The following is a 19,754-nucleotide window of genomic DNA, read 5'->3' as shown; positions in this document are numbered from 1 at the left end:
CAGGGGAGCCAGCCATATCAGAAAACAATGTTTTTCTTGCTGATTAGCTGCTAAATAACCTTATCAACTATTTGTAAGTTTTAATGCCACAACTACATGCATCTATCGCCTAAAGACATTGACAAGCTGGTTTTGCATAATGCAGGATTTGTGGCCCAGAAAAGGCATGCACGGGGTCTGCTGTTGAATTATCCCGAAGCGGTGGCGTTAATTGCCACGCAATTGCTGGAGTTCATAAGGGACGGCGAAAGCGTAGCCAGCCTCATGGACAAAGGAAAAAAGATATTGGGCTTGTGCGATGTGATGCCTGGCGTAGCTGATATGATAGCCGAAGTGCAGGTGGAGGGCACCTTCCCGGATGGTACTAAGCTGGTGACGGTGCACCATCCCATCTGCCGCGAGCGCGGCCTCCCCGAACTGGCATTGTATGGCTCCGGCCTGAACTACGATAAAAAAACCGCAACGCCGGACAATACCATAAATGAAACTCCAGGGGAGTATTTGCTGGCCCCGGAAGAGCTCACCTTAAACGAGGGGCGCGAAACTATAGAAATGGATGTGACCAACATGGGCGACCGGCCGGTGCAGGTAGGTTCACATTATCCTTTTTTCGAAACGAACGCTTCGCTGCAGTTCGACCGTGAGAAAGCTTTTGGTTACCGCCTGAATATACCAGCCGGTACAGCGGTACGCTTTGAGCCCGGCGAGCGGAAAAGGGTGCAGCTGGTAGCGCTTGCAGGCGAGCGAACGGTATACGGAGGCAACAATTTGATCAGAGGTGAGCTAACCGAAGAGCAAAAGGCAGCAGCACTGGCCAGGGCTAAAGCAGCAGGCTTTCTGTTTCGTTGATCGTTGTTCGTTTATCAAACGTCATTTGATGTAAAAAAACGATCTACGAACAACGCACAACGAATAACAATTAACAATCAAACCATCAATCCCATGAGCTTTCAAATCGACCGCCGCGCCTATGCCGACATGTATGGCCCTACTGTAGGTGACAAAGTTCGCCTGGGCGATACCAGCCTGCTGGTAGAGGTAGAAAAAGACTACAGTGTTTATGGGGAAGAGTGTAAGTTTGGGGGAGGTAAGGTGCTGCGCGACGGCATGGGACAGGCTGCTGGCATAGCACAGGCCGATGCGCTGGACATGATTATCACGAATGCGCTTGTCATCGATTATACTGGTATATATAAAGCGGACATCGGCATCAAAGACGGGCGCATTGCGGGCATTGGCAAAGGCGGTAACCCGCACATTATGCCGGGCATTACCCCAAATATGGTGGTTGGGGTAACAACCGAGGTGGTAGCAGGAGAGAACCAAATTCTGACAGCCGGAGCCATAGACTGCCATATTCACTTTATATGTCCACAGCAGATAAACGAAGCACTTGCATCGGGTGTCACCACCATGGTGGGCGGAGGCACAGGCCCTGCGGCAGGTACGAATGCTACCACCTGCACACCGGGTGCTTTCTTTATTGAAATGATGCTGAAAGCCACAGAGGCATACCCGCTCAATTTCGGTTTTCTGGGCAAAGGAAATTCCTCTAAACCGGAGGGGCTGATAGAGCAGGTGGAAGCCGGTGCCCTGGGTTTTAAACTGCATGAGGATTGGGGCACCACACCGGCTGCCATCGACAACTGCCTCAGCATCGCGGATCAATACGATGTGCAGGTGTGCATCCATACTGACACGCTGAATGAAAGCGGCTTTGTGGAAACCTCCACGAATGCCTTCAAGGGCAGGACCATTCACGCCTACCATACCGAGGGAGCTGGTGGAGGCCACGCACCGGATATCATCAAGATTTGCGGAGAGCCCAACGTTATTCCGTCTTCCACCAACCCGACGCGACCATTCACAGTGAACACCATCGACGAGCACCTCGACATGCTGATGGTTTGCCATCACCTCGACAAGAACATACCAGAGGATGTGGCTTTTGCTGAAAGCCGTATCCGGGGAGAGACAATCGCTGCCGAAGACATCCTGCACGACATGGGCGCTTTGTCTATTATCGCCTCCGACTCGCAGGCCATGGGCCGGGTAGGGGAGGTGGTGACGCGCACCTGGCAAACAGCCCATAAAATGAAGGAGCAGCGCGACCTGCTGCCAGAGGATGCCGCTTCAGAAAGCAAAGCGGATAATTTTAGAGTGAAGCGGTACATCGCCAAGTATACCATTAACCCGGCGCGGGCGCATGGCTTCTCAGAAGAGATTGGTTCTGTGGAACTGGGCAAGCTGGCGGATCTGGTGCTCTGGAAGCCTGCCTTCTTCGGCTCACGGCCTGAGATGATTATCAAAGGCGGTGTTATTGTGCAGTCGCAGATGGGCGATGCCAATGCGTCTATTCCTACGCCGCAGCCATATTACTCCAGGCCGATGTTCGGTTCGTTTGGTTCAGCCATCGGGAAAACGTCTATGGTCTTTGTATCGCAGGCATCGGTGGCGCATGTGCAGGAAAAGTATGGTCTGCAGAAAGAGGTGGTAGCGGTGAAGAACTGCCGGAGTGTCTCTAAAAAGGATATGGCGCTGAACGATTACCTACCAAACATAGAAGTAGACCCGGAGACTTATAAAGTAACGGTGGATGGGGTGCACCTGACCTGCGAACCGGCCACTAAACTGCCCCTGGCGCAGCTGTATAATTTGTTTTAAGGGCAGGGGGACAACACAGTTTTGAGTCTACTATCAATTAGCTTTTATCATTTAAATAATGAAGTTCGCCCGTTTGCTGCATTTAGTAGACTCTTCCATTCCTACAGGTTCTTTTGCCTATTCCTATGGTTTAGAGAGCAGCATTACGTTTGGGTTGATTCAAAACCAGTTTGAGCTGCGCAACTACCTGTATGCCTACCTGCAGCAGGTGGTGAGCATGGAGTTTCCATTTATGAATTCCTGCTTTCAGGTACAGGAGCCGGAACTGCAGGAGGAGCTTCATAAAATAGCGGAGGAATATGACGCGATGATGCTGGTGCCTGTTATCCATAAGGCGAGTGTGGTGCAGGGGAAAAACTGGCTGAAGCTGCTGGAGTTATTTTACCCTGAGGCGGGCATGCAGGAAATTAGGGAGTGGTTTGCGGAGCAGGAACTTCCGCTGCATTTTGTGCTGGTGTATGTGCTATGCCTGAAACGGGTTGACTTTACCTTAGGAGATGTGCAAACGATGTACCTGCACATGGCCCTGCGGGACCAGGTGAGTGCAGCCATTCGGTTGGGGTTTATCGGACCCATGGAAGGCCACAAATTGCAGCACGCGTTCTATACCGTTTTCGAAAACCTGATAGAAAGTTATGGAAATATGACGTATACCCAAGCCACAAGGTCTGCTTTTATGCTAGATACTTCGCAGGTCTTCCACGACGATATCTATTCTAAGTTGTTCCAGAATTAAGCGGCTACAACTACATTATAACCTTTTTATCATCATCAACAGGAAGTAAAAATTAAACAATTAAAATAATGGCCTTCGTCGATAAGTTAGCCCTCCTGCTGCATGGGCACACACACGAGTTTTATGAGTCACCGGGGGAATATGACCTGCGGGATACACGAAAGCTGCCTTCTTACCGGAATTTCAGGAAGAGGGCTTTTACCGTGGGGATTGGCGGCCCGGTGGGTACAGGTAAAACAGCCTTGCTTAAAGCGCTTTGCGAAAGGCTCCGGAACACCTATGAACTAGGGGTGGTAACCAACGACATTTTTACCCGGGAAGACGCGGAGTTTCTGATCCGGAACAGCGCTTTGAGCGAAGACAGGATAGTAGGGGTGGAGACAGGCGGCTGCCCCCATGCTGCCATACGCGAAGACATTTCGCTGAACATGGATGCACTGGAGGGACTGATGGCTAAATTCAGCTATAAAATTGATTTCCTGTTTGTGGAGAGCGGCGGCGATAACCTGGCAGCTCATTTCAGCCGAGAGTTGGTAGACTATTCCATTTATGTCATTGATGTATCTGGTGGCGATAAAATACCACGTAAAGGTGGACCCGGCATTACCCAATCCGACTTGCTGGTCATTAACAAAACCGATCTGGCACAGTTGGTTCGGGCAGATTTAGACGTAATGGATCGTGACTCCAGAAAAATGCGCGGGGAAGGGCCTTTCGTTTTTGCCCGCGCATTGCATGGAGACGGCTTGGATGAAATCATAGATCATATACATAAAGCCAAAGAAAAAGCACTTCTGTCAGTGCGGGAGGATAGGAGGTAAGGAGCTGGACCTATTTTCAGCAATACCAAAGAACCGGAATCAGTTTCTATCTTGAACCTGGTTTTTAGCCGTGTTGCTCACTCCTAATACTTCCGCTTCACTGGATTATAGCCCAGGAACAATTCAGAAGAAAGTGCCTTGAGAATGGCATCGCAAAGTGGTTGCAGGTCCATCCTGCTCTTTGCCATACACCGCAGGATGTATACGCCTTCTCGTGCTTTCACGACAGAAAGCACAAAATCTTTGGCAGTCATGTTAAAGTTCAGGTTAGCACTTTCCTGCATCCGGAGTTGCAGCAGCTTTTGACTTAAATGCTCAAACTTTTCCTCACCCGGGCTGCCGATTAGATAAGCGGAGAACATGGTCTGGTACTGTCCGAAGTTGGCAGGGGAGGTAGCGATGTGCTGGTCGGGGCTAAAAGAGAAGCGGTCGAGGAGAACTGTTTTGCCTTTTGCGGTCACTTTCAGTTCCGAGAAAAAAGAATTGAAAGCATAGCGTTCGCCCATATCCATTCTGCCGGAATGGAACCAGTCGATCACCAGCAGAAGGGATTTTGGCTGTACCTCCCAGTGCTGCACCTGCCTGTATATACTGCCTTCCTGCAACACCACCGGATCAGGAAAAACAACGGCTAGGGCATTTTCTTCCAGCGTACCCTGGGTGGTTTGTTCGGCTGCTGCACCATCTACAGACTTAAAAATTTTGGAATTAGACTGTGAACTGAGAAATAGGTTCGTTTGGGTGCCACAGGTTACATGCAGGTTAATCTGATCCCCGGATACCATGCCGCCACCAAAATTTGACAGCACCACATGGCAGCTTTTGTTATAGGAGGCAGGATTGAGAATCTTAAGTGGCTGCACATTTTTGCAGGTCACCAGCTTCGACTTCTCCTGTACCTCACAGACTTCTATTTGGCTCCAGTCGGCTGATAAGTTTATAGAGGAGTTCATGTTTATATGCTGACGCGCTACCAGTAGGCCTTGGATACTTAGACTTTTAGAAAGGAAGTTATGGATAGCTGTTTAAGAGCTGAGATTTAGCTAAAAGTATAAAGCTGCCACCCGGCAAGGATGGCAGCTTTAATATTCACTCAGTTAGAATTTTTTAAGCTGAATTTCGTTCTGCGTTGATGATACCGAAGGAGCAGCGCACCACCAGTTTCTCATACTTGGGCTTATACTCTGTCTGCTGGCCCTGCTCTTCCATCTCCCGTATTTTTGTCAGCGCATACTGCTGTATGGTTAGCAAAGGCAGTTCTATTCGCTGGCGCATTTGTATAGACTGCAGGTTAACCGGCTTATCTTCCATCAGTTCAGCAGCTCCCGTCAGGCGCAGGATATAGCTTCTCGTCAGTTGGAACTCATCATGAATCATGTTCCACAACTCGCCATAGTTCGGGTGGCTGGCCAGGAAGGCAGTGAGCGGAAAGAAGCATTTAGTCATCGCCATTTCACAGTTGTCCATCAGCGTTTTAAAGAACAGGGAACGCTTGTATAATTGGGCAATGTCTTCCCATTTGCCGGCTTCCTCCATTCTCTGAAGTGCCGTGCCGACACCATAGTAGCCTGGTAGGTTCTGCTTTAACTGGCTCCAGGAGCCCACATACGGTACAGCACGCAGATCGTCGAGGTTAAGTTTGCCTGGTTTGCGCTTCGAAGGCCTGCTGCCTATGTTCGCTTCCCCGTAATAGCGTAGCGGGCTCACGTACAGCATATACTCCAGGAAGTTAGAATGATTCTTGAGCGTGTTATACTTCTCAAAACTTTCCCTGGACAGGTTCAGGAGCAACTCTTCCTCGGCCGGGGTCAGTGTGGTGTCCTTGGAGGCGAAGAGGGCGCTGTGAATACCGGCATGCATCAGCTGTTCAATGTTGAACTGTGCTGCATCCACTGTTCCGAAGTTAGAGCTGATTGTTTGCCCCTGTATCGTCAGCTGGATTTCCTTATTAGAAATGTTTGGCCCCATAGAAGCATAGAACTGGTGCGTGCGTCCGCCGCCTCTTGCCGGAGGTCCTCCTCTGCCGTCGAAGAACACCACCTGCACGCCGTGCTCCTTGGAGATGGCACTTAGCTCTTCTTTGGCTTTGTAAATGCCCCAATTAGCCATCAGATAGCCTCCGTCTTTGGTGCCATCCGAGAAGCCCAGCATAATAGTCTGCACGTTATCGCGGCGCTGCAAGTGCTGGCGGTATACCTCATTCTGATATAAAGCAGCCATTACGTCGCCAGCGTTTCGCAGGTCATCAATTGTTTCGAACAGCGGTACAATGTCTACGCTAAGCGCTTCCTGCTTCCAACCGCTCAGCTGGAACAGGCCAAAGACGTGCATCACGTCCAGAGCGCTGGTGCTGTGGCTGATAATGTAGCGGTGGCAGCCATGTTCGCCGTTTGTTTCCTGAATTGTTTTGATGGCGGCCATACTTTCCAGTACGTCCCGGTGCAATTCACTCTCCAGAACAGATGGATCCAGTGTGCCTTTTGCCTGTAGCAGACTGGTCATTTGTTGCTCCGCTGGCAGGTCTGAATAATCAGAAGGCAGCATATCGGTTGTCTCTGCTATTGTTTGCAGAAGCTCCACGTGCACAGAACTGTCTTGCCGGATATCAAGAGTGGCGAAATGAAGCCCGAACAATTCCACTTTACGCAACAGGTTGTCGACCATATCCAGGAACAGGCTGTTATGCTCCTCTATGAGTGTGGTGCGAATCTGCTGCAGTGTCTGCATGATTTCTTCGCTCGAAATATCCAACTCATGGTTCGGTACGAACAGGTTGTTGTAAAGCTTCTGCTCCAGTGCCAGTACCACATTAGACACATTTTTGAAAGTTAGCCGCCGCTTTAGCCGGCGCACATCCAGGTAGTAAGACTTCATGGCGGCGCCCCGCAAAGCTTCTGCTACTCTTAAAGTGATGCCTGCATTCACAAAGGGGTTTCCGTCTCTGTCGCCTCCGGGCCAGAAGCCGAACCGAACGATAGGATTCTTTTTGCTTACTTCGTCCGGAAATTGATTCTTCAGATAAGTCAGGATATGCCCGGCTGCCGTGTAAAAAACATTCTCCAGGTACCAGATTAGGTTTACGGCCTCGTCGTAGGGCGTGGGTTTCTCATTCCTGAAGAAAGGCGTTTTGCCTAGTTGCCGCAGGTAGCTGTTTATCTGGGAGGTGTTGTCGTTCACCATCGCTTTAGACAAGTCGTTGATGATACCGAGTACCTCGCTTGGGTAAAACTGCGTGGGGTGGGCCGTTAAGACTAAACGAACAGAGAAGTCTTCCAGTTTCTCTTTTAGTTGGGCCTGGTTTTGCTTTTGCTGCACTTCCGACTGTAGCTGCTTTAGCGTACCCGGGCCATGCATATCATGAATGTCGCGGTAAGCGGCATCCTCCAGCGCATCAAACAATACGACCTGACGCTCTGTGTACTGCACAAAACGAAACAGCAGGTCCAGCATTTCTTTGTCTTCTTTGTACGACGTATGCTGCTTAAAGAAAGAGTCAATGATTTCAACCGGGCTTTGCTCCTTGCTAAAGCCTTCTTCACAATGCAGCAAGAAGATAGTCAGCAACACGCCGGTTCTTTCCATTCTGTGAAAAGGAAGGGCGGTGAATAAACTATTGTACAACTGAAATCGGAGACCTACTTGCTTGTTGTAAACCTGTAATATGCTGTTGGCAGAACCATTCATGTATATTTTTCTTTTTAATGCTGATTTTGTTGATAAATTTTGTGATTCTCGCAATATAATGAAGCTTTTGTCAAAATGGCTATAACAAGATTGCCTTTTTGATAAAATAATAAGTGTTTTAACGCTATCTCTGTTGATTGACGGATTGTTGGTTGTCTTTATTTTTTCTTCGTCAATATGCAACTCGTCCTTCTATATCTCTTCTATTAATATATGCCATAGCGAGCTGTAATAAGTGTGCAAAGGAGCTAGCTCAATAAAATAAAGGACAATAAAGCATGTTCTGGACAGTTACATATCTATGTATTTGCCGTGACTGGTTGTTTACCTCTTTTCGCAGTCTTGCGGCTGATCTGAAGCCATTGAATCTTACTATAATACTGGAAAGAGTTTAAACTTGAAGCTTCAGGCACTTCCACAGGAAAACACCAACAGCAATCATACTTATTGCCTCCTGAACAAAAAACAACTTGCCTCCTTGCGCTAAACGGGGAAGCAGGAAGTAAAGTTGGGTGGACATATCATGCAGCACAACCCAGGTGTTTCCATAAAACCAGGCGTTAGGGCTTGTGAAAATTTTATAGTAAATTGTCGGATAACCAACACCAATGCCCTCACCCATGGCAGAAGAACCAAATTACAGGCTACAGTATTACATGTTCCTGCTCAGCAAGCACTACCGCAAGATATTACTTGGGCTGGTGCTGCTTATTATCATATTCACCTCCATCAAAACGGTTGGCCCCGAGGAAGAAGGGGTGGTGCTGTATGTGGGGCAGTATGACCGGACGGTAGAGCCGGGTCTCCATTTTATCCTGCCTTTTGGTATAGAAGAAATGGAAAAAATACCTGTGCAGCGGCAGCTGAAGCAGGAGTTCGGCTTCCGCACGGTAGAGGCAGGCACCACCACACAGTACTCGAGAGAGAACTTCGGCGATGAGTCACTAATGCTGACCGGCGACCTGAACCTGGCCAATGTGGAATGGGTAGTGCAGTACCGTATCGTGGATTCGTACCGTTATTTGTTCCAGGTAAGAAATGCCGATAAAGCGCTTCGTGATATGTCTGAGTCTGCTGTTCGGAAGGTGGTCGGAGACCGCACCGTGAATGAGGTGCTGACCGTAGGCCGCCAGGAGGTGGCTACGAGTGTGGAGGTGCTGCTGCAGCGCATGTGCGATGAGTATGAAAACGGAATCAGGATTGACCAGGTGGTGCTGCAGGACGTGAACCCCCCGGAGCCGGTAAAGCCGTCCTTCAACGCGGTGAACGAGGCGCAGCAGGAGCGCGAAACGCTTATTAATCAGGCTGAGTCGGAGTATAACCGTGTTATTCCGCGTGCACGTGGTGAGGCCGATGAAACCATTCAGCTCGCAGAAGCTTATGCCCTCACCAGGGTAAACGAGGCTACCGGAGAGGCTGCCCGCTTTAACTCCCTCTTTGAGGAATATGTGAAAGCGCCTGAGGTTACCAGGAAGCGCATGTACCTGGAAACGATGGAAAGGATACTGCCAAAGATAGGTGGCAAAATCATCGTAGATGAGAGAGGCAATAATGTCCTTCCTTTATTAAACTTAAATCAGCCTGAAAAGCAATAAGCCGTGAACATAAGAAGTATACTCTCGCTCATAGTCGCTATTATCATCCTGACGCTTGCCTTTACCAGTGTCTTTGTGCTGGACGAAACGCAACAGGCCATTGTGACCCAATTTGGTAAGCCAGTGGGGCAGCCCCGCACGCAGCCCGGTCTTCATTACAAGATTCCGATTATCCAGAAAGTGCAGTTTTTTGATGCACGCTACCTCGAGTGGGACGGCGATGCCAATCAGGTGCCTACCAAAGACAAGAAATTCATTTTCGTGGATACGTATGCCCGCTGGCAGATCACAAACCCGCTCCAGTTCTTTATTCGTCTGCGGGACGAAAATTCCGGCCAATCCAGGCTCGACGATATTTTGGATGGCGAGACACGCAATGCCATCGCCAGCCACGACCTGCTGGAAATCGTAAGGTCTACCAACCGGGAGCCTGAGGTGGAAGAGGAATTTATGGAAGACATGGAGAACCTGAATGACATCAGCGTAGGCAGAGACAGAATTGAGGCGCTCGTTTTGCAGCGGGCAAATGAAAGGACAGCTGACCTTGGCGTGAAGATCCTGGATTTCCGGTTTAAGCGCATGAACTACGTGGATGAGGTAAGGGACCGGGTATACGACAGGATGAAAAGTGAGCGTAACCGTATCGCCGACCAGTTCAGGTCTGAGGGACAGGGCGAGGCCCGCAAGATCCAGGGTAACAAAGAACGCGACCTGGCCAAGATTCAGTCTGAAGCAACCCGTGAAGCAGAGATGATACAGGGTCGGGCAGACGCCCAGGCCACCACTATTTATGCGGAAGCTTATAACAAAAATGCCCAGGCAAGAGATCTGTACAGCTTCCTCCGGTCTATGGAGACGCTGGAGAAATCGTTTGACGAGAAAACAAGTGTCATCTTGTCAACCGACTCCGAACTTTACAGATACCTGAAGAGGGGGAATTAAATTGCTGGCAGCAGCAGCAATGCCATACAAATTCAAGAAAAACAACATGCTCTTAAAAAGAACCTTTACGCTTTTGCTGTGCTTATGCAGCCTATCTGTCTGGGCACAGGAATGGAATAAAAAACAGGCTGCAGTAGTCCTGACGTATGATGATGCCCTGAATGTACACCTGGACAATGCTATCCCAGCCCTGGATTCTTTAGGGTTAAAAGGAACATTTTACTTAACTGCCGCATCGCCGGCTTTCACACAGCGATTAGACGAATGGAAAAAGGTAGCCGCTAAAAAGCACGAGTTGGCGAACCACACACTTTTCCACCCCTGCGACGGAAGCCAGCCCGGGAGAAGCTTTGTTACCCCTGAATATGATTTGGCCACCTATTCTCTTCGTCGTATTACGGATGAAATAAAGATGACCAATTCCGTTCTGCAGGCGCTTGACGGAGAGAAGGAAAGGACATTTGCCTATCCGTGCGGGGATACAAAAGTCGATGGCGTTACTTATCTCGATGCTTTGAAAAGTGATCTTGTTGCCGCACGTGGTGTGCATGGCGAAATGGTGCAAAACAAAGGCACGGATCTGTATAATATTGGCTCCTTTGTCATCAATGGCCAGTCCGGAGACGAATTGATAGCGTTGGTAAAAGAGGCGATGCGCACAAACAGTCTAATTGTGTTCCTGTTTCATGGTGTGGGTGGAGAGCATAGTCTGAATGTATCGCTTGAGGCACACAGCAAACTGCTACACTTCCTGAAAGCCAACGAAAAGAAAATCTGGAATCCCACTTTCATCGAAGCCGCTAAGTATATGAAAACAGCAGGCTCCGCTAAAAATACAAATGGCTGATATACCCAGGTAAATCAGCCATTCAGTAGTGATTCAGGGCTTGAAGTCTGAGATTCTTATCTGGCAATGAGTACTTCGATGCCTCTTTCCTCCAGCATTACTTTATAAGTTTCGGGGATGCCTTCGTCTGTGATGACGATATCTATGTCGTCTATTTCACATATTTTCCCAAACCCCTTCCGCCTGAATTTACTGGAGTCAGCCAGGATAATCGTTTTTTGCACTGATTTGATCATCTTGCTATTCAGGTGGGCTTCCATCATGTTGGAGGTAGTCAGGCCATATTCAGGGCTGATACCATCTACACCCAGGAAAAGTTTACTGCAGGCAAAGCTTACCAGCATGTCTTCAGCAAAATGCCCTACTACGGAGGAGCTGCTTTTTCTCACCACACCTCCCAGCTGTACAACCTCCATATGCTGGTTATCCATTAGTGCCATCGTCACATTCATCGCTCCTGTTAGCACAGTAAGCTTCATGTTCTTAGGTATCGCTTTCGCCAGCGCCATTACCGTAGTGCCGGAGCCAATGATAATGGCTTCGTCTTCCTGTATCATTTGTACAGCCAGGGAGGCAATTTTTTCTTTTTCATCTACCTGTACCAGTTTCTTCTCATTTACCGGCCGATCATTTACATAGGGCGAGACAGGCGTAGCGCTTCCGTGTGAGCGATAAAGAAGCCCTTTGTCCTCCAGCAGCTTCAGATCTTTCCGCACCGTCACCATGGTCACATCCATTTCTTTGCTTAGCTCAGCTACACCCACAAAGCCCTCACTACTAAGTTTATCAAGAATAAATTTATGTCTTTCAGCAATTGTCATATTTCGGTTCGTTTCCTAAAAGTATTCTTTTTTTACCTTTTTTCGATTGTAAGCTAAAATTTAGACAAATTTATAACTATAAGGCTTAGCTATATAACTAATATCTCTTTGTAGTTTTTGTTAGTTTCTTTTGCTTTCTTCATATTTCTTTAATTACTACATTTAGATGTGATGGTCAGTTAAATGAGTGTAATTAGAAAGTAATGGATAGAAATAGGGGTGTAAACGAAATCGACGACAAGCAAAAAGTCTGGGACTTGGCTGTGATAGGCGGAGGTGCATCCGGCTTAGGGGTTGCCCTCGATGCGCTTTCAAGGGGATTGTCAGTAGTCCTGGTCGAAAGATCCGATTTCGCTAAGGGTACATCAAGCCGGAGCACCAAACTATTGCATGGGGGCGTCCGCTACCTGGCACAGGGCGATATAACGTTGGTCTTAGAGGCACTGAAAGAGCGCGGACTGATCATGCGGAATGCCCCGCACGTATCCCGGAAACAGGCCTTTATTATTCCTATCTATTCGCTCTGGGATAAACTAAAATACGGTGTCGGCCTCAAAGTCTATGATTTAATGGCAGGCAACTTAAGAATCGGGAAGTCTCAGTGGCTGTCCAGGAAAGCGGTTGTGCGAAGGATTCCAGCCATCATGGAAGAAGGTCTTAGAGGAGGTGTCATTTACTACGACGGGCAGTTTGACGATGCACGTCTGGCGCTGAATATTGCGCAGACCTGCTCGGAAATGGGCGGATGTATCTTGAATTATATGAAAGTGACGAGCCTGACCAAAGATGAAAACGGCATCATCGATGGTGTTAAACTTACGGACCAGATAAGCCAACGACATCATGAAATAAAAGCAAAGGCAGTGGTAAATGCAACAGGTGTTTTTGCCGATAAGATTTTGCAGATGGATAATCCCGAGGCCAGGCGTTCCATTATGCCAAGCCAGGGCGCGCACCTGGTGCTGGACCTTTCCTTTCTGGGAGGCAAGGATGCTCTCATGATACCAGAAACTTCTGATGGCAGGGTGTTATTTGGAATTCCCTGGCATGGCAAACTGGTGCTGGGCACTACCGATACGGTCATAAAAGACCCGAAACTGGAGCCAAGGGCACTGGAGCAGGAGATTGATTTTATACTGAATACCTGTGCCCAATATCTTGTCAGGCAGCCTACCCGGAAGGATGTACTGTCAGTGTATGCAGGGTTAAGGCCACTTGCTGCACCGAAAGAAAAAGGTGCTAAAACCAAAGAGATCTCCCGCAGCCACAAGGTATCCGTTGCGGATAGCCATCTAATTTCTATTATTGGAGGCAAGTGGACCACATTTAGAAAGATGGGGGAAGATACTTTAGAGGCACTTGCCGGGCTGAAGGGTTTAACTTTAGCTAAAAGCACTTCCTCGAATATCAGGATACATGGCTACCCGGAAACAACCGTTGAAGAAGGGCACCTGGCAATCTATGGATGTGATGCTGCTGGTATCAGAGATTTGATTTCGCAAAATCCTAATTTAGGACAGCGGCTCCATGCGCAATACCCCAACACAAAAGCGGAAGTGGTGTGGATGGTGAAAAATGAGATGGCGCTTAAACTGGAAGACGTCCTGGCCAGGAGGATGAGGATATTGTTCCTGGATGCACAGGCAGCAATAGAAATGGCTCCAGCAGTGGCTAAGATAATGCGTGAAGAACTAGGTTTAGGTGAAGATTGGGAGAAAGCAGAGATTGGCGCATTTCAACAAATAGCGGAAGGCTATTTAATTAATCAGAAAATCACTATATTACCTACCAGCCTATGAACCAGGAAACGCAGTATTTGCTAGCGCTCGATCAGGGAACAACCAGTTCCAGAGCCATTGTCTTTAACCAGCAGGGCAAAGTAGTGACAGACGCGCAGCGTGATTTCGAACAGAAATTTCCAAAGCCCGGCTGGGTGGAGCATGATCCGATGGAGATATGGACCTCGCAGGCGGCAGTAGCTACCGAGGCTATGATGAAGGCTGGCCTGTCTGCCCATCAGGTAGCAGGTATCGGGATTACGAACCAGAGAGAAACAACTATTCTCTGGGACAGAAACACCGGAGAGCCACTCTATAACGCCATTGTATGGCAGGATAGAAGAACTTCGGCCTACTGCAACGAACTGAAGGAGAGGGGCAAGTCAGATATGGTTCGTGACAAGACCGGTTTGATTATAGATGCTTATTTTTCAGCCACTAAAATCAAATGGATACTGGACCATGTAGCGGGTGCCAGGGATAAGGCAGCTAAAGGCGAGGTTTGCTTCGGAACGGTTGATTCCTGGCTTATCTGGAAATTATCTAATGGCAGTACGCACTGTACAGACAGCACCAATGCCAGCCGCACCATGCTTTACAATATCCACGATCAGCAGTGGGACCAGGAACTACTCGACCTGTTTGATATTCCAGCAACCATACTTCCCGAAGTTAAGTCCAGCAGTGAAGTGGTTGGCACCACCTCAGGCAGAATCTTCTCCGCCAAAATTCCTATAGCTGGTATCGCAGGAGATCAACAGGCCGCTTTATTCGGGCAGCTTTGTATGGAGAAGGGAATGGCGAAGACGACGTATGGCACGGGCTGTTTCCTTGTGATGAACACCGGAGAACAGCCTGTAAAATCCAACAACCAGCTCCTAACCACCATTGCCTGGAAACTAAATGGAAAGGTGACATACGCACTGGAGGGAAGTGTGTTTATCGGAGGAGCCGCTATACAGTGGCTGCGGGATGGGATCCAAGTGATAGAACATGCCAGAGAAAGTGAAGGGATGGCTACCAGCTTAGCTGATAACGAGGGGGTATATTTTGTGCCCGCCCTTACTGGCTTGGGAGCACCTTACTGGGATCAGGATGCCAGGGGAGCTTTCTTCGGAATTACACGCGGTACTACCTCTGCCCATTTTGCCAGAGCCGCACTGGAGTCTATCGCCTACCAGGTACATGATGTGCTCAGAGCCATGGAAAAAGACAGCGGCGTACCAATACGGGAGCTTAAAGTGGACGGTGGGGCTACGGAAAACAATTTCCTGATACAGTTCCAGACAGATATTCTGAACTGCACCGTAAAGCGCCCCATGATGCGGGAGACAACGGCGCTTGGGGCAGCTTACCTGGCCGGGCTTGCCGTAGGCTACTGGAAGGATATAGCTGAACTTCAGTCGCTGGGGCAGGAGGCTGATGTGTTTGAGCCAACCATGGATGCTGAAACAGTGGAAAAAAACCTGCACTTCTGGCACAAAGCTATAGAAAGAACCAGAAACTGGGCTGTTAATCCTAATCAATAAAATATGCATCCACTGGTAGCAGAATATATCGGTACATCCTTGCTTATACTGATTGGAGCAGGCGTGGTAGCCAATGTTATTTTAGAGGGCACAAAAGGGCAGGGAGGCGGCTGGATAGTAATCACGACAGCCTGGGGGCTGGGTGTATTCATAGGTGTGGTAGTAGCCGGCCCATATAGCGGTGCCCATCTTAACCCCGCCGTAAGCGTGGGCCTGGCACTGGCAGGCCAGTTTGAGTGGGCAAGCGTATTGCCTTACTGCCTGATGCAGCTTTTAGGAGCTATCACGGGATCCACTTTAGTTTGGATCATGCACAAAGACCATTTCGACCTGACCCCCAATCCAGGCACAAAGTTAGGCGTGTTTGCGACAGCGCCCGCTATTCGCAATTACCCCATCAATATGGTGAGTGAAGTTATCGGCACTTTCGTGTTAATCTTTGTCATCCTGTATTTTACACCTGCAGCCATGGGAGACGAAAAAAACACACCGGTCGGCCTGGGTTCATTAGGAGCCATCCCCGTGGCTTTTTTAGTATGGGGCATCGGTCTGGCGCTGGGTGGCACTACAGGCTATGCTATTAATCCGGCCAGAGACTTAGGCCCCAGGGTGGCACACTGGCTGTTGCCCATCAAGGGGAAAGGACACAGCGATTGGGCCTATAGCTGGGTGCCTGTTTTCGGACCTCTTCTGGGAGCAGCTTTAGCTGCGTTTACCTTCATGTTTATTAAAGTTTGATGCTGTTATAGCCTCTAGCTGAAGAGAATATAAAGGGCAGTCACTTCAAAATGGAGCATAGGACAATTATTTGTTTCCAGACCTCGTAAAAAAGCATGACATTCTTTTTACGCGTGCACGATTGGCATTAACAGGCTTTGTAAACTATTTAGATATGGGCTTATGAAGCTGCGACGATGCGCTTAAGCCCTGATATCCTATGAAAAATGATCCGAAATATTTAAAGTTACTGTCGAACCGCTTTCCCAATGCCGCTCAGGTAGGGAAGGAGATCATTCTCCTGGAAGCTTTGTTATCACTCCCAAAAAGCCCCGAACTATTTATAAGTGACATACATGGGGAGCACGAAACGTTTCAGCATATGCTCCGGAACGGCTCCGGGCTTATTCGTCAGAAGATAAGCGACTTGTTTAGTGAAACATTGAGTGAAAAAGACCTGCGAAGGCTGGCAGCACTCATATACTATCCCCATGAAAAGCTGCAGATCATTAAAAGGGAGAATAATGATTGGGAGAATTTCTATACCAGTACCATCAAAAGGCTGTTGTCTATCGCCTATGAACTCACATCCATCTATACAAAAAGAAAAATAGATCGCCTTTTGTCGCGAGATTATGGCTTGATTATATCTGAGTTGTTACAGGGAGAGGCTTTGGGCGAAAGGAAGAGCGCGTACAATGAGCGGTTATTAAGAACAGTGATGGAGATTGGGGCCTGCGATAAGCTGATCATCGCCCTAGCAGAGTTCATCCAGCGGATTGCTATCTCAAAAATCCATGTCATAGGCGACATTTACGACAGAGGCCCCGGTGCAGAAACTGTAATGGATAGCCTTATAGATTACCATGCCGTCGACATCCAATGGGGAAATCATGACATCGTGTGGATGGGCGCTGCCTCAGGCTCCCTGGCTTGTATGGCCAACGTGATAAGGCTCTCCCTCCGGTATGCAAATACAGACACCTTAGAGAAAGGCTACGGCATTAACCTGATACCGCTGGCCTCCTTTGCGCTGGAGCATTACAAAGAAGACAAAAGCCTGATATTTAATCCCAAGGTGAATGCGGAAGATTTGCTCAATGAAAGCGAACACTGGCTGAACCGCATCATGCACAAAGCCATCAGTATTATCCAGTTCAAGCTGGAGGAACAACTGATTGACCGGAGGCCTGATTTCCGGCTCACGCACAGAAAGATGCTGTCGAATATCAACTTTGACACAGGTGAAATACTGATTGAAGGCAAGACCTACGCATTAAAAGATACCTATTTCCCCACTATTGACCCTGCAGACCCTACCAAACTTTCGAAAGAAGAGCAGGACCTGGTTGCACAGCTTTCAGAGTCGTTTCAGCATAGCAAGAGGCTGAAGGAGCATGTCCAGTTCCTGTTTGAAAAAGGATCAATGTATCATATATCTAATGATTGTCTGCTGTTCCACGGGAGCATTCCGATTGATAAAAACGGAGACCTGGCCCTTGTAGAAATGTTGGGGAAAAAGCTGAAGGGCAGGGAGTACCTGGATTTTCTGGACAAAATAGCCCGAGAAGCCTTTTCAGGAATGGTGGGCACGGCCGAAAATGATCTGGCAGTCGATATGATGTGGTACCTGTGGGCAGGGCCTCAGTCGCCTTTATTTGGGAAAGACAAAATGACGACTTTTGAGCGCTATTTTATTAACGACCCCTCCATCCACCAGGAGGCAAAAGGATATTATTACTACTATAGGGATGACACAGCAACCGTTAACAAAATTTTAGAGGATTTTGGCCTGGATGCAGAAAATTCAATCATCATAAATGGCCACGTTCCCGTGGTGGTAAAGAAGGGGGAAAACCCTATCAAGGCGAACGGAAAGCTCATCGTGATTGATGGGGGCTTTGCCAAAGCGTACCAGAGTGAGACAGGCATTGCAGGTTATACCTTAATATTTGATGATCTGGGAAAGCAAATCATCGCGCATTTACCTTTTGAATCCACTGAAAAAGCGATAGAAGATGAAATTGACATCCTGTCAAGCGAAACACTCTATTCATATTCAGATAAACCCCTGAAAGTAGCAGACATCAGAGATGGGGATAAGATTAAATCAATGATCGAAGATCTCAAAGATTTGCTAAGCTGTTACCGATCAGGACTTCTCACGGAGCGGTTCCAGCCTTTGGAAAGCTAAAAGTGGTATTCATTATAGTTAAGGTTTTTTTTATAATAGTGTGTGTAATAATGGGGTTTTTTATAACTTACTTATAGTCTATAAGTTATTGGTGGGTGTGGCGCAAAAGGAACTCCTGTTTATCAACTAAAAATCAAATAAGATGAAATTGCTCCTTGCTCTTTTATTATTGCCACTTGGCTTTTTAATGAGTTCTCTGCAGGAGCCTACCAGAGCTTTTGAGGAGTACACTTTTGAAGTAACAGTGGAATCAACAACGCAAAAACCCGCGCTGTTCAATTTATCAGTAACTGGTGTTATCCTTACTCAGAATGGAGCCCACGAACCTTTTAATATGGAGAAGAAAAATTTGAAGGCCCCATATAAGCTCAACTTAAAAAATGGGAAATATACCGTTACCACTAAAGCCAAGAAAGGTAAAGTTATAAGTAAGGTGCAGGGGATTAAGAATGGTGAACAGATGGGCTCAGCTAACAGTGATTCCAAAACAACTGTTTTAGATTTTGGGTTTGGAGGAATTTATTCAGCCAAAGGAGAGTAAAAGATAGCGCGATAGATCAACGCTGCTATACATCATAGAAGTAAAGGAGATCATACACCATCCAAACCAAGTGTGCCTTCACTAATTTTTAGCTAGTCGGGTATTCCGTACATTTAAAAAGCATCCGGTGCAACCACTCCCCGTATAAGGGTAGCTATGATAGAAGAACTGATAATTCGCACCCTTTGCGATACGCTACCTGAAGAACCTGCAGATGCCCTGTTCATTTTTGGCCAGACCGAAGACAACCAGGAATCAGTGTTTGCGGTTGCACGGCAGCTACTGCAGCAGAAGCGAGCTAAAAAGTTGCTGTTTCTGAATACGGGGCCCATCAGTGGATACCCCGGCTTCGAAAGCTGGGAAAAGGCACTGGTCAATTCAGGGGTGGGGGTGGAACTGCTTGAGCCGGTACCTCCTGTGCCGGCAGATACGGATATATTACATACCGGCATTGAGGCAGAGTCGTTGATGGCACATGCGCTGAAGCAACAGTATAAGCACCTTATCGTGACAGCTTCTCCTTTTCAGCAGCCCCGTGCCTTTATGGCCGCTGTAACGGCTGCCCTTCAAAGCTACCCGGAGCTGCATATCTACAGCCATCCCGGAAAAGCTTTGCCTTGGAAAGAGGAAGTGGTTCACTCACAGGGGAAGGTGCAGGCTGCAAGGGCCGGTCTGATTGCCGGAGAAATGAAGCGCATCCGTAAGTATCATGAGAAAGGTGATCTCGCCTCTGTAGAGGATGTGATTGTTTACCTCAATAAGCGGGACACAGGCTACCTCTCTTCATAATTATTAGCTAATGGAAGGGCAGGGGAAGGGCAGGAGCAGCTGTTTAAGAAGGCGCTTAAGTAAAACCCTCTGATAGTGCCCATGAAAATTTTAACT

16 protein-coding genes are annotated in these 19,754 nt (G+C 48.1%); 13 read left to right on the top strand and 3 right to left on the bottom strand.

Annotated features, from left to right (window positions below):
* The first annotated feature begins 96 nt into the window (after positions 1-96).
* The 4 genes from DXT99_RS27475 to ureG all read left to right on the top strand — a co-directional run bounded on the left by DXT99_RS27475 (position 97) and on the right by ureG (position 4,221).
* A complete protein-coding gene (locus DXT99_RS27475; RefSeq protein WP_115564070.1) occupies positions 97-849 on the top strand; it encodes an urease subunit beta in 753 nt (250 codons plus the stop codon).
* Between the two features lie 93 nt (positions 850-942).
* Entirely contained in the window at positions 943-2,664 is a 1,722-nt protein-coding gene (gene ureC / locus DXT99_RS03170; protein ID WP_115564069.1) for an urease subunit alpha, read from the top strand.
* Positions 2,665-2,722: 58 nt separating this feature from the next.
* Positions 2,723-3,400: an urease accessory protein UreF gene (locus DXT99_RS03165; protein WP_115564068.1), complete on the top strand. Its 678-nt coding sequence runs from the start codon at positions 2,723-2,725 to the stop codon at positions 3,398-3,400.
* A gap of 68 nt (positions 3,401-3,468) precedes the next feature.
* Positions 3,469-4,221, top strand: a complete 753-nt coding sequence (gene ureG / locus DXT99_RS03160) for an urease accessory protein UreG (RefSeq protein WP_115564067.1) — start codon at positions 3,469-3,471, stop codon at positions 4,219-4,221.
* Positions 4,222-4,304: 83 nt separating this feature from the next.
* Here the strand turns inward: ureG and DXT99_RS03155 are convergent, their stop codons facing one another.
* Both DXT99_RS03155 and DXT99_RS03150 read right to left on the bottom strand, forming a co-directional pair.
* Positions 4,305-5,174, bottom strand: coding sequence for an urease accessory protein UreD (locus DXT99_RS03155; RefSeq protein WP_115564066.1), 870 nt, complete (start codon positions 5,172-5,174; stop codon positions 4,305-4,307).
* A 154-nt stretch (positions 5,175-5,328) separates the two neighbouring features.
* A complete protein-coding gene (locus DXT99_RS03150) occupies positions 5,329-7,803 on the bottom strand; it encodes a phosphoenolpyruvate carboxylase (RefSeq protein ID WP_246000424.1) in 2,475 nt (824 codons plus the stop codon).
* 722 nt (positions 7,804-8,525) lie between these two features.
* Here DXT99_RS03150 and hflK point away from each other — a divergent pair.
* Genes hflK through DXT99_RS03130 form a run of 3 tightly spaced genes read left to right on the top strand, consistent with a single transcriptional unit; the run spans position 8,526 to position 11,289 of the window.
* Positions 8,526-9,500: an FtsH protease activity modulator HflK gene (gene hflK / locus DXT99_RS03140; RefSeq protein WP_246000423.1), complete on the top strand. Its 975-nt coding sequence runs from the start codon at positions 8,526-8,528 to the stop codon at positions 9,498-9,500.
* 3 nt (positions 9,501-9,503) lie between these two features.
* Positions 9,504-10,442 (top strand): protease modulator HflC, encoded by a 939-nt coding sequence (hflC, locus tag DXT99_RS03135; protein WP_115564063.1) that lies wholly within the window; start codon positions 9,504-9,506, stop codon positions 10,440-10,442.
* Between the two features lie 46 nt (positions 10,443-10,488).
* The gene (locus tag DXT99_RS03130) at positions 10,489-11,289 is read left to right on the top strand and encodes a polysaccharide deacetylase family protein (RefSeq protein ID WP_115564137.1); all 801 of its coding nucleotides are present in this window, start codon (positions 10,489-10,491) and stop codon (positions 11,287-11,289) included.
* Between the two features lie 56 nt (positions 11,290-11,345).
* Here the strand turns inward: DXT99_RS03130 and DXT99_RS03125 are convergent, their stop codons facing one another.
* A complete protein-coding gene (locus tag DXT99_RS03125; RefSeq protein WP_115564062.1) occupies positions 11,346-12,110 on the bottom strand; it encodes a DeoR/GlpR family DNA-binding transcription regulator in 765 nt (254 codons plus the stop codon).
* Positions 12,111-12,313: 203 nt separating this feature from the next.
* Here DXT99_RS03125 and DXT99_RS03120 point away from each other — a divergent pair, with 203 nt between their 5' ends.
* The 6 genes from DXT99_RS03120 (at position 12,314) to DXT99_RS03095 (ending at position 19,658) form a co-directional block, all read left to right on the top strand.
* Positions 12,314-13,909 carry a glycerol-3-phosphate dehydrogenase/oxidase gene (locus tag DXT99_RS03120; RefSeq protein WP_115564061.1) on the top strand — a complete coding sequence of 532 codons (1,596 nt, stop codon included), beginning with the start codon at positions 12,314-12,316 and terminating at the stop codon, positions 13,907-13,909.
* On the top strand, positions 13,906-15,417 hold the full coding sequence (gene glpK, locus DXT99_RS03115) for a glycerol kinase GlpK (RefSeq protein WP_115564060.1): 1,512 nt from the start codon (positions 13,906-13,908) through the stop codon (positions 15,415-15,417). The genes DXT99_RS03120 and glpK overlap by 4 nt, the downstream gene beginning before the upstream one ends.
* 3 nt (positions 15,418-15,420) lie before the next feature.
* Positions 15,421-16,155, top strand: a complete 735-nt coding sequence (locus DXT99_RS03110; protein ID WP_115564059.1) for an MIP/aquaporin family protein — start codon at positions 15,421-15,423, stop codon at positions 16,153-16,155.
* Positions 16,156-16,354: 199 nt separating this feature from the next.
* On the top strand, positions 16,355-18,328 hold the full coding sequence (locus DXT99_RS03105; protein ID WP_115564058.1) for a fructose-1,6-bisphosphatase: 1,974 nt from the start codon (positions 16,355-16,357) through the stop codon (positions 18,326-18,328).
* A 142-nt stretch (positions 18,329-18,470) separates the two neighbouring features.
* Positions 18,471-18,869, top strand: coding sequence for a hypothetical protein (locus DXT99_RS03100; protein WP_115564057.1), 399 nt, complete (start codon positions 18,471-18,473; stop codon positions 18,867-18,869).
* Between the two features lie 156 nt (positions 18,870-19,025).
* Entirely contained in the window at positions 19,026-19,658 is a 633-nt protein-coding gene (locus DXT99_RS03095; protein WP_115564056.1) for a YdcF family protein, read from the top strand.
* The last annotated feature ends 96 nt before the right edge of the window (positions 19,659-19,754 follow it).

The sequence above is a fragment of the Pontibacter diazotrophicus genome (assembly GCF_003367245.1).
Lineage (GTDB): Bacteria > Bacteroidota > Bacteroidia > Cytophagales > Hymenobacteraceae > Pontibacter > Pontibacter diazotrophicus.
This window is presented reverse-complemented; position numbering and strand designations above follow the sequence as displayed.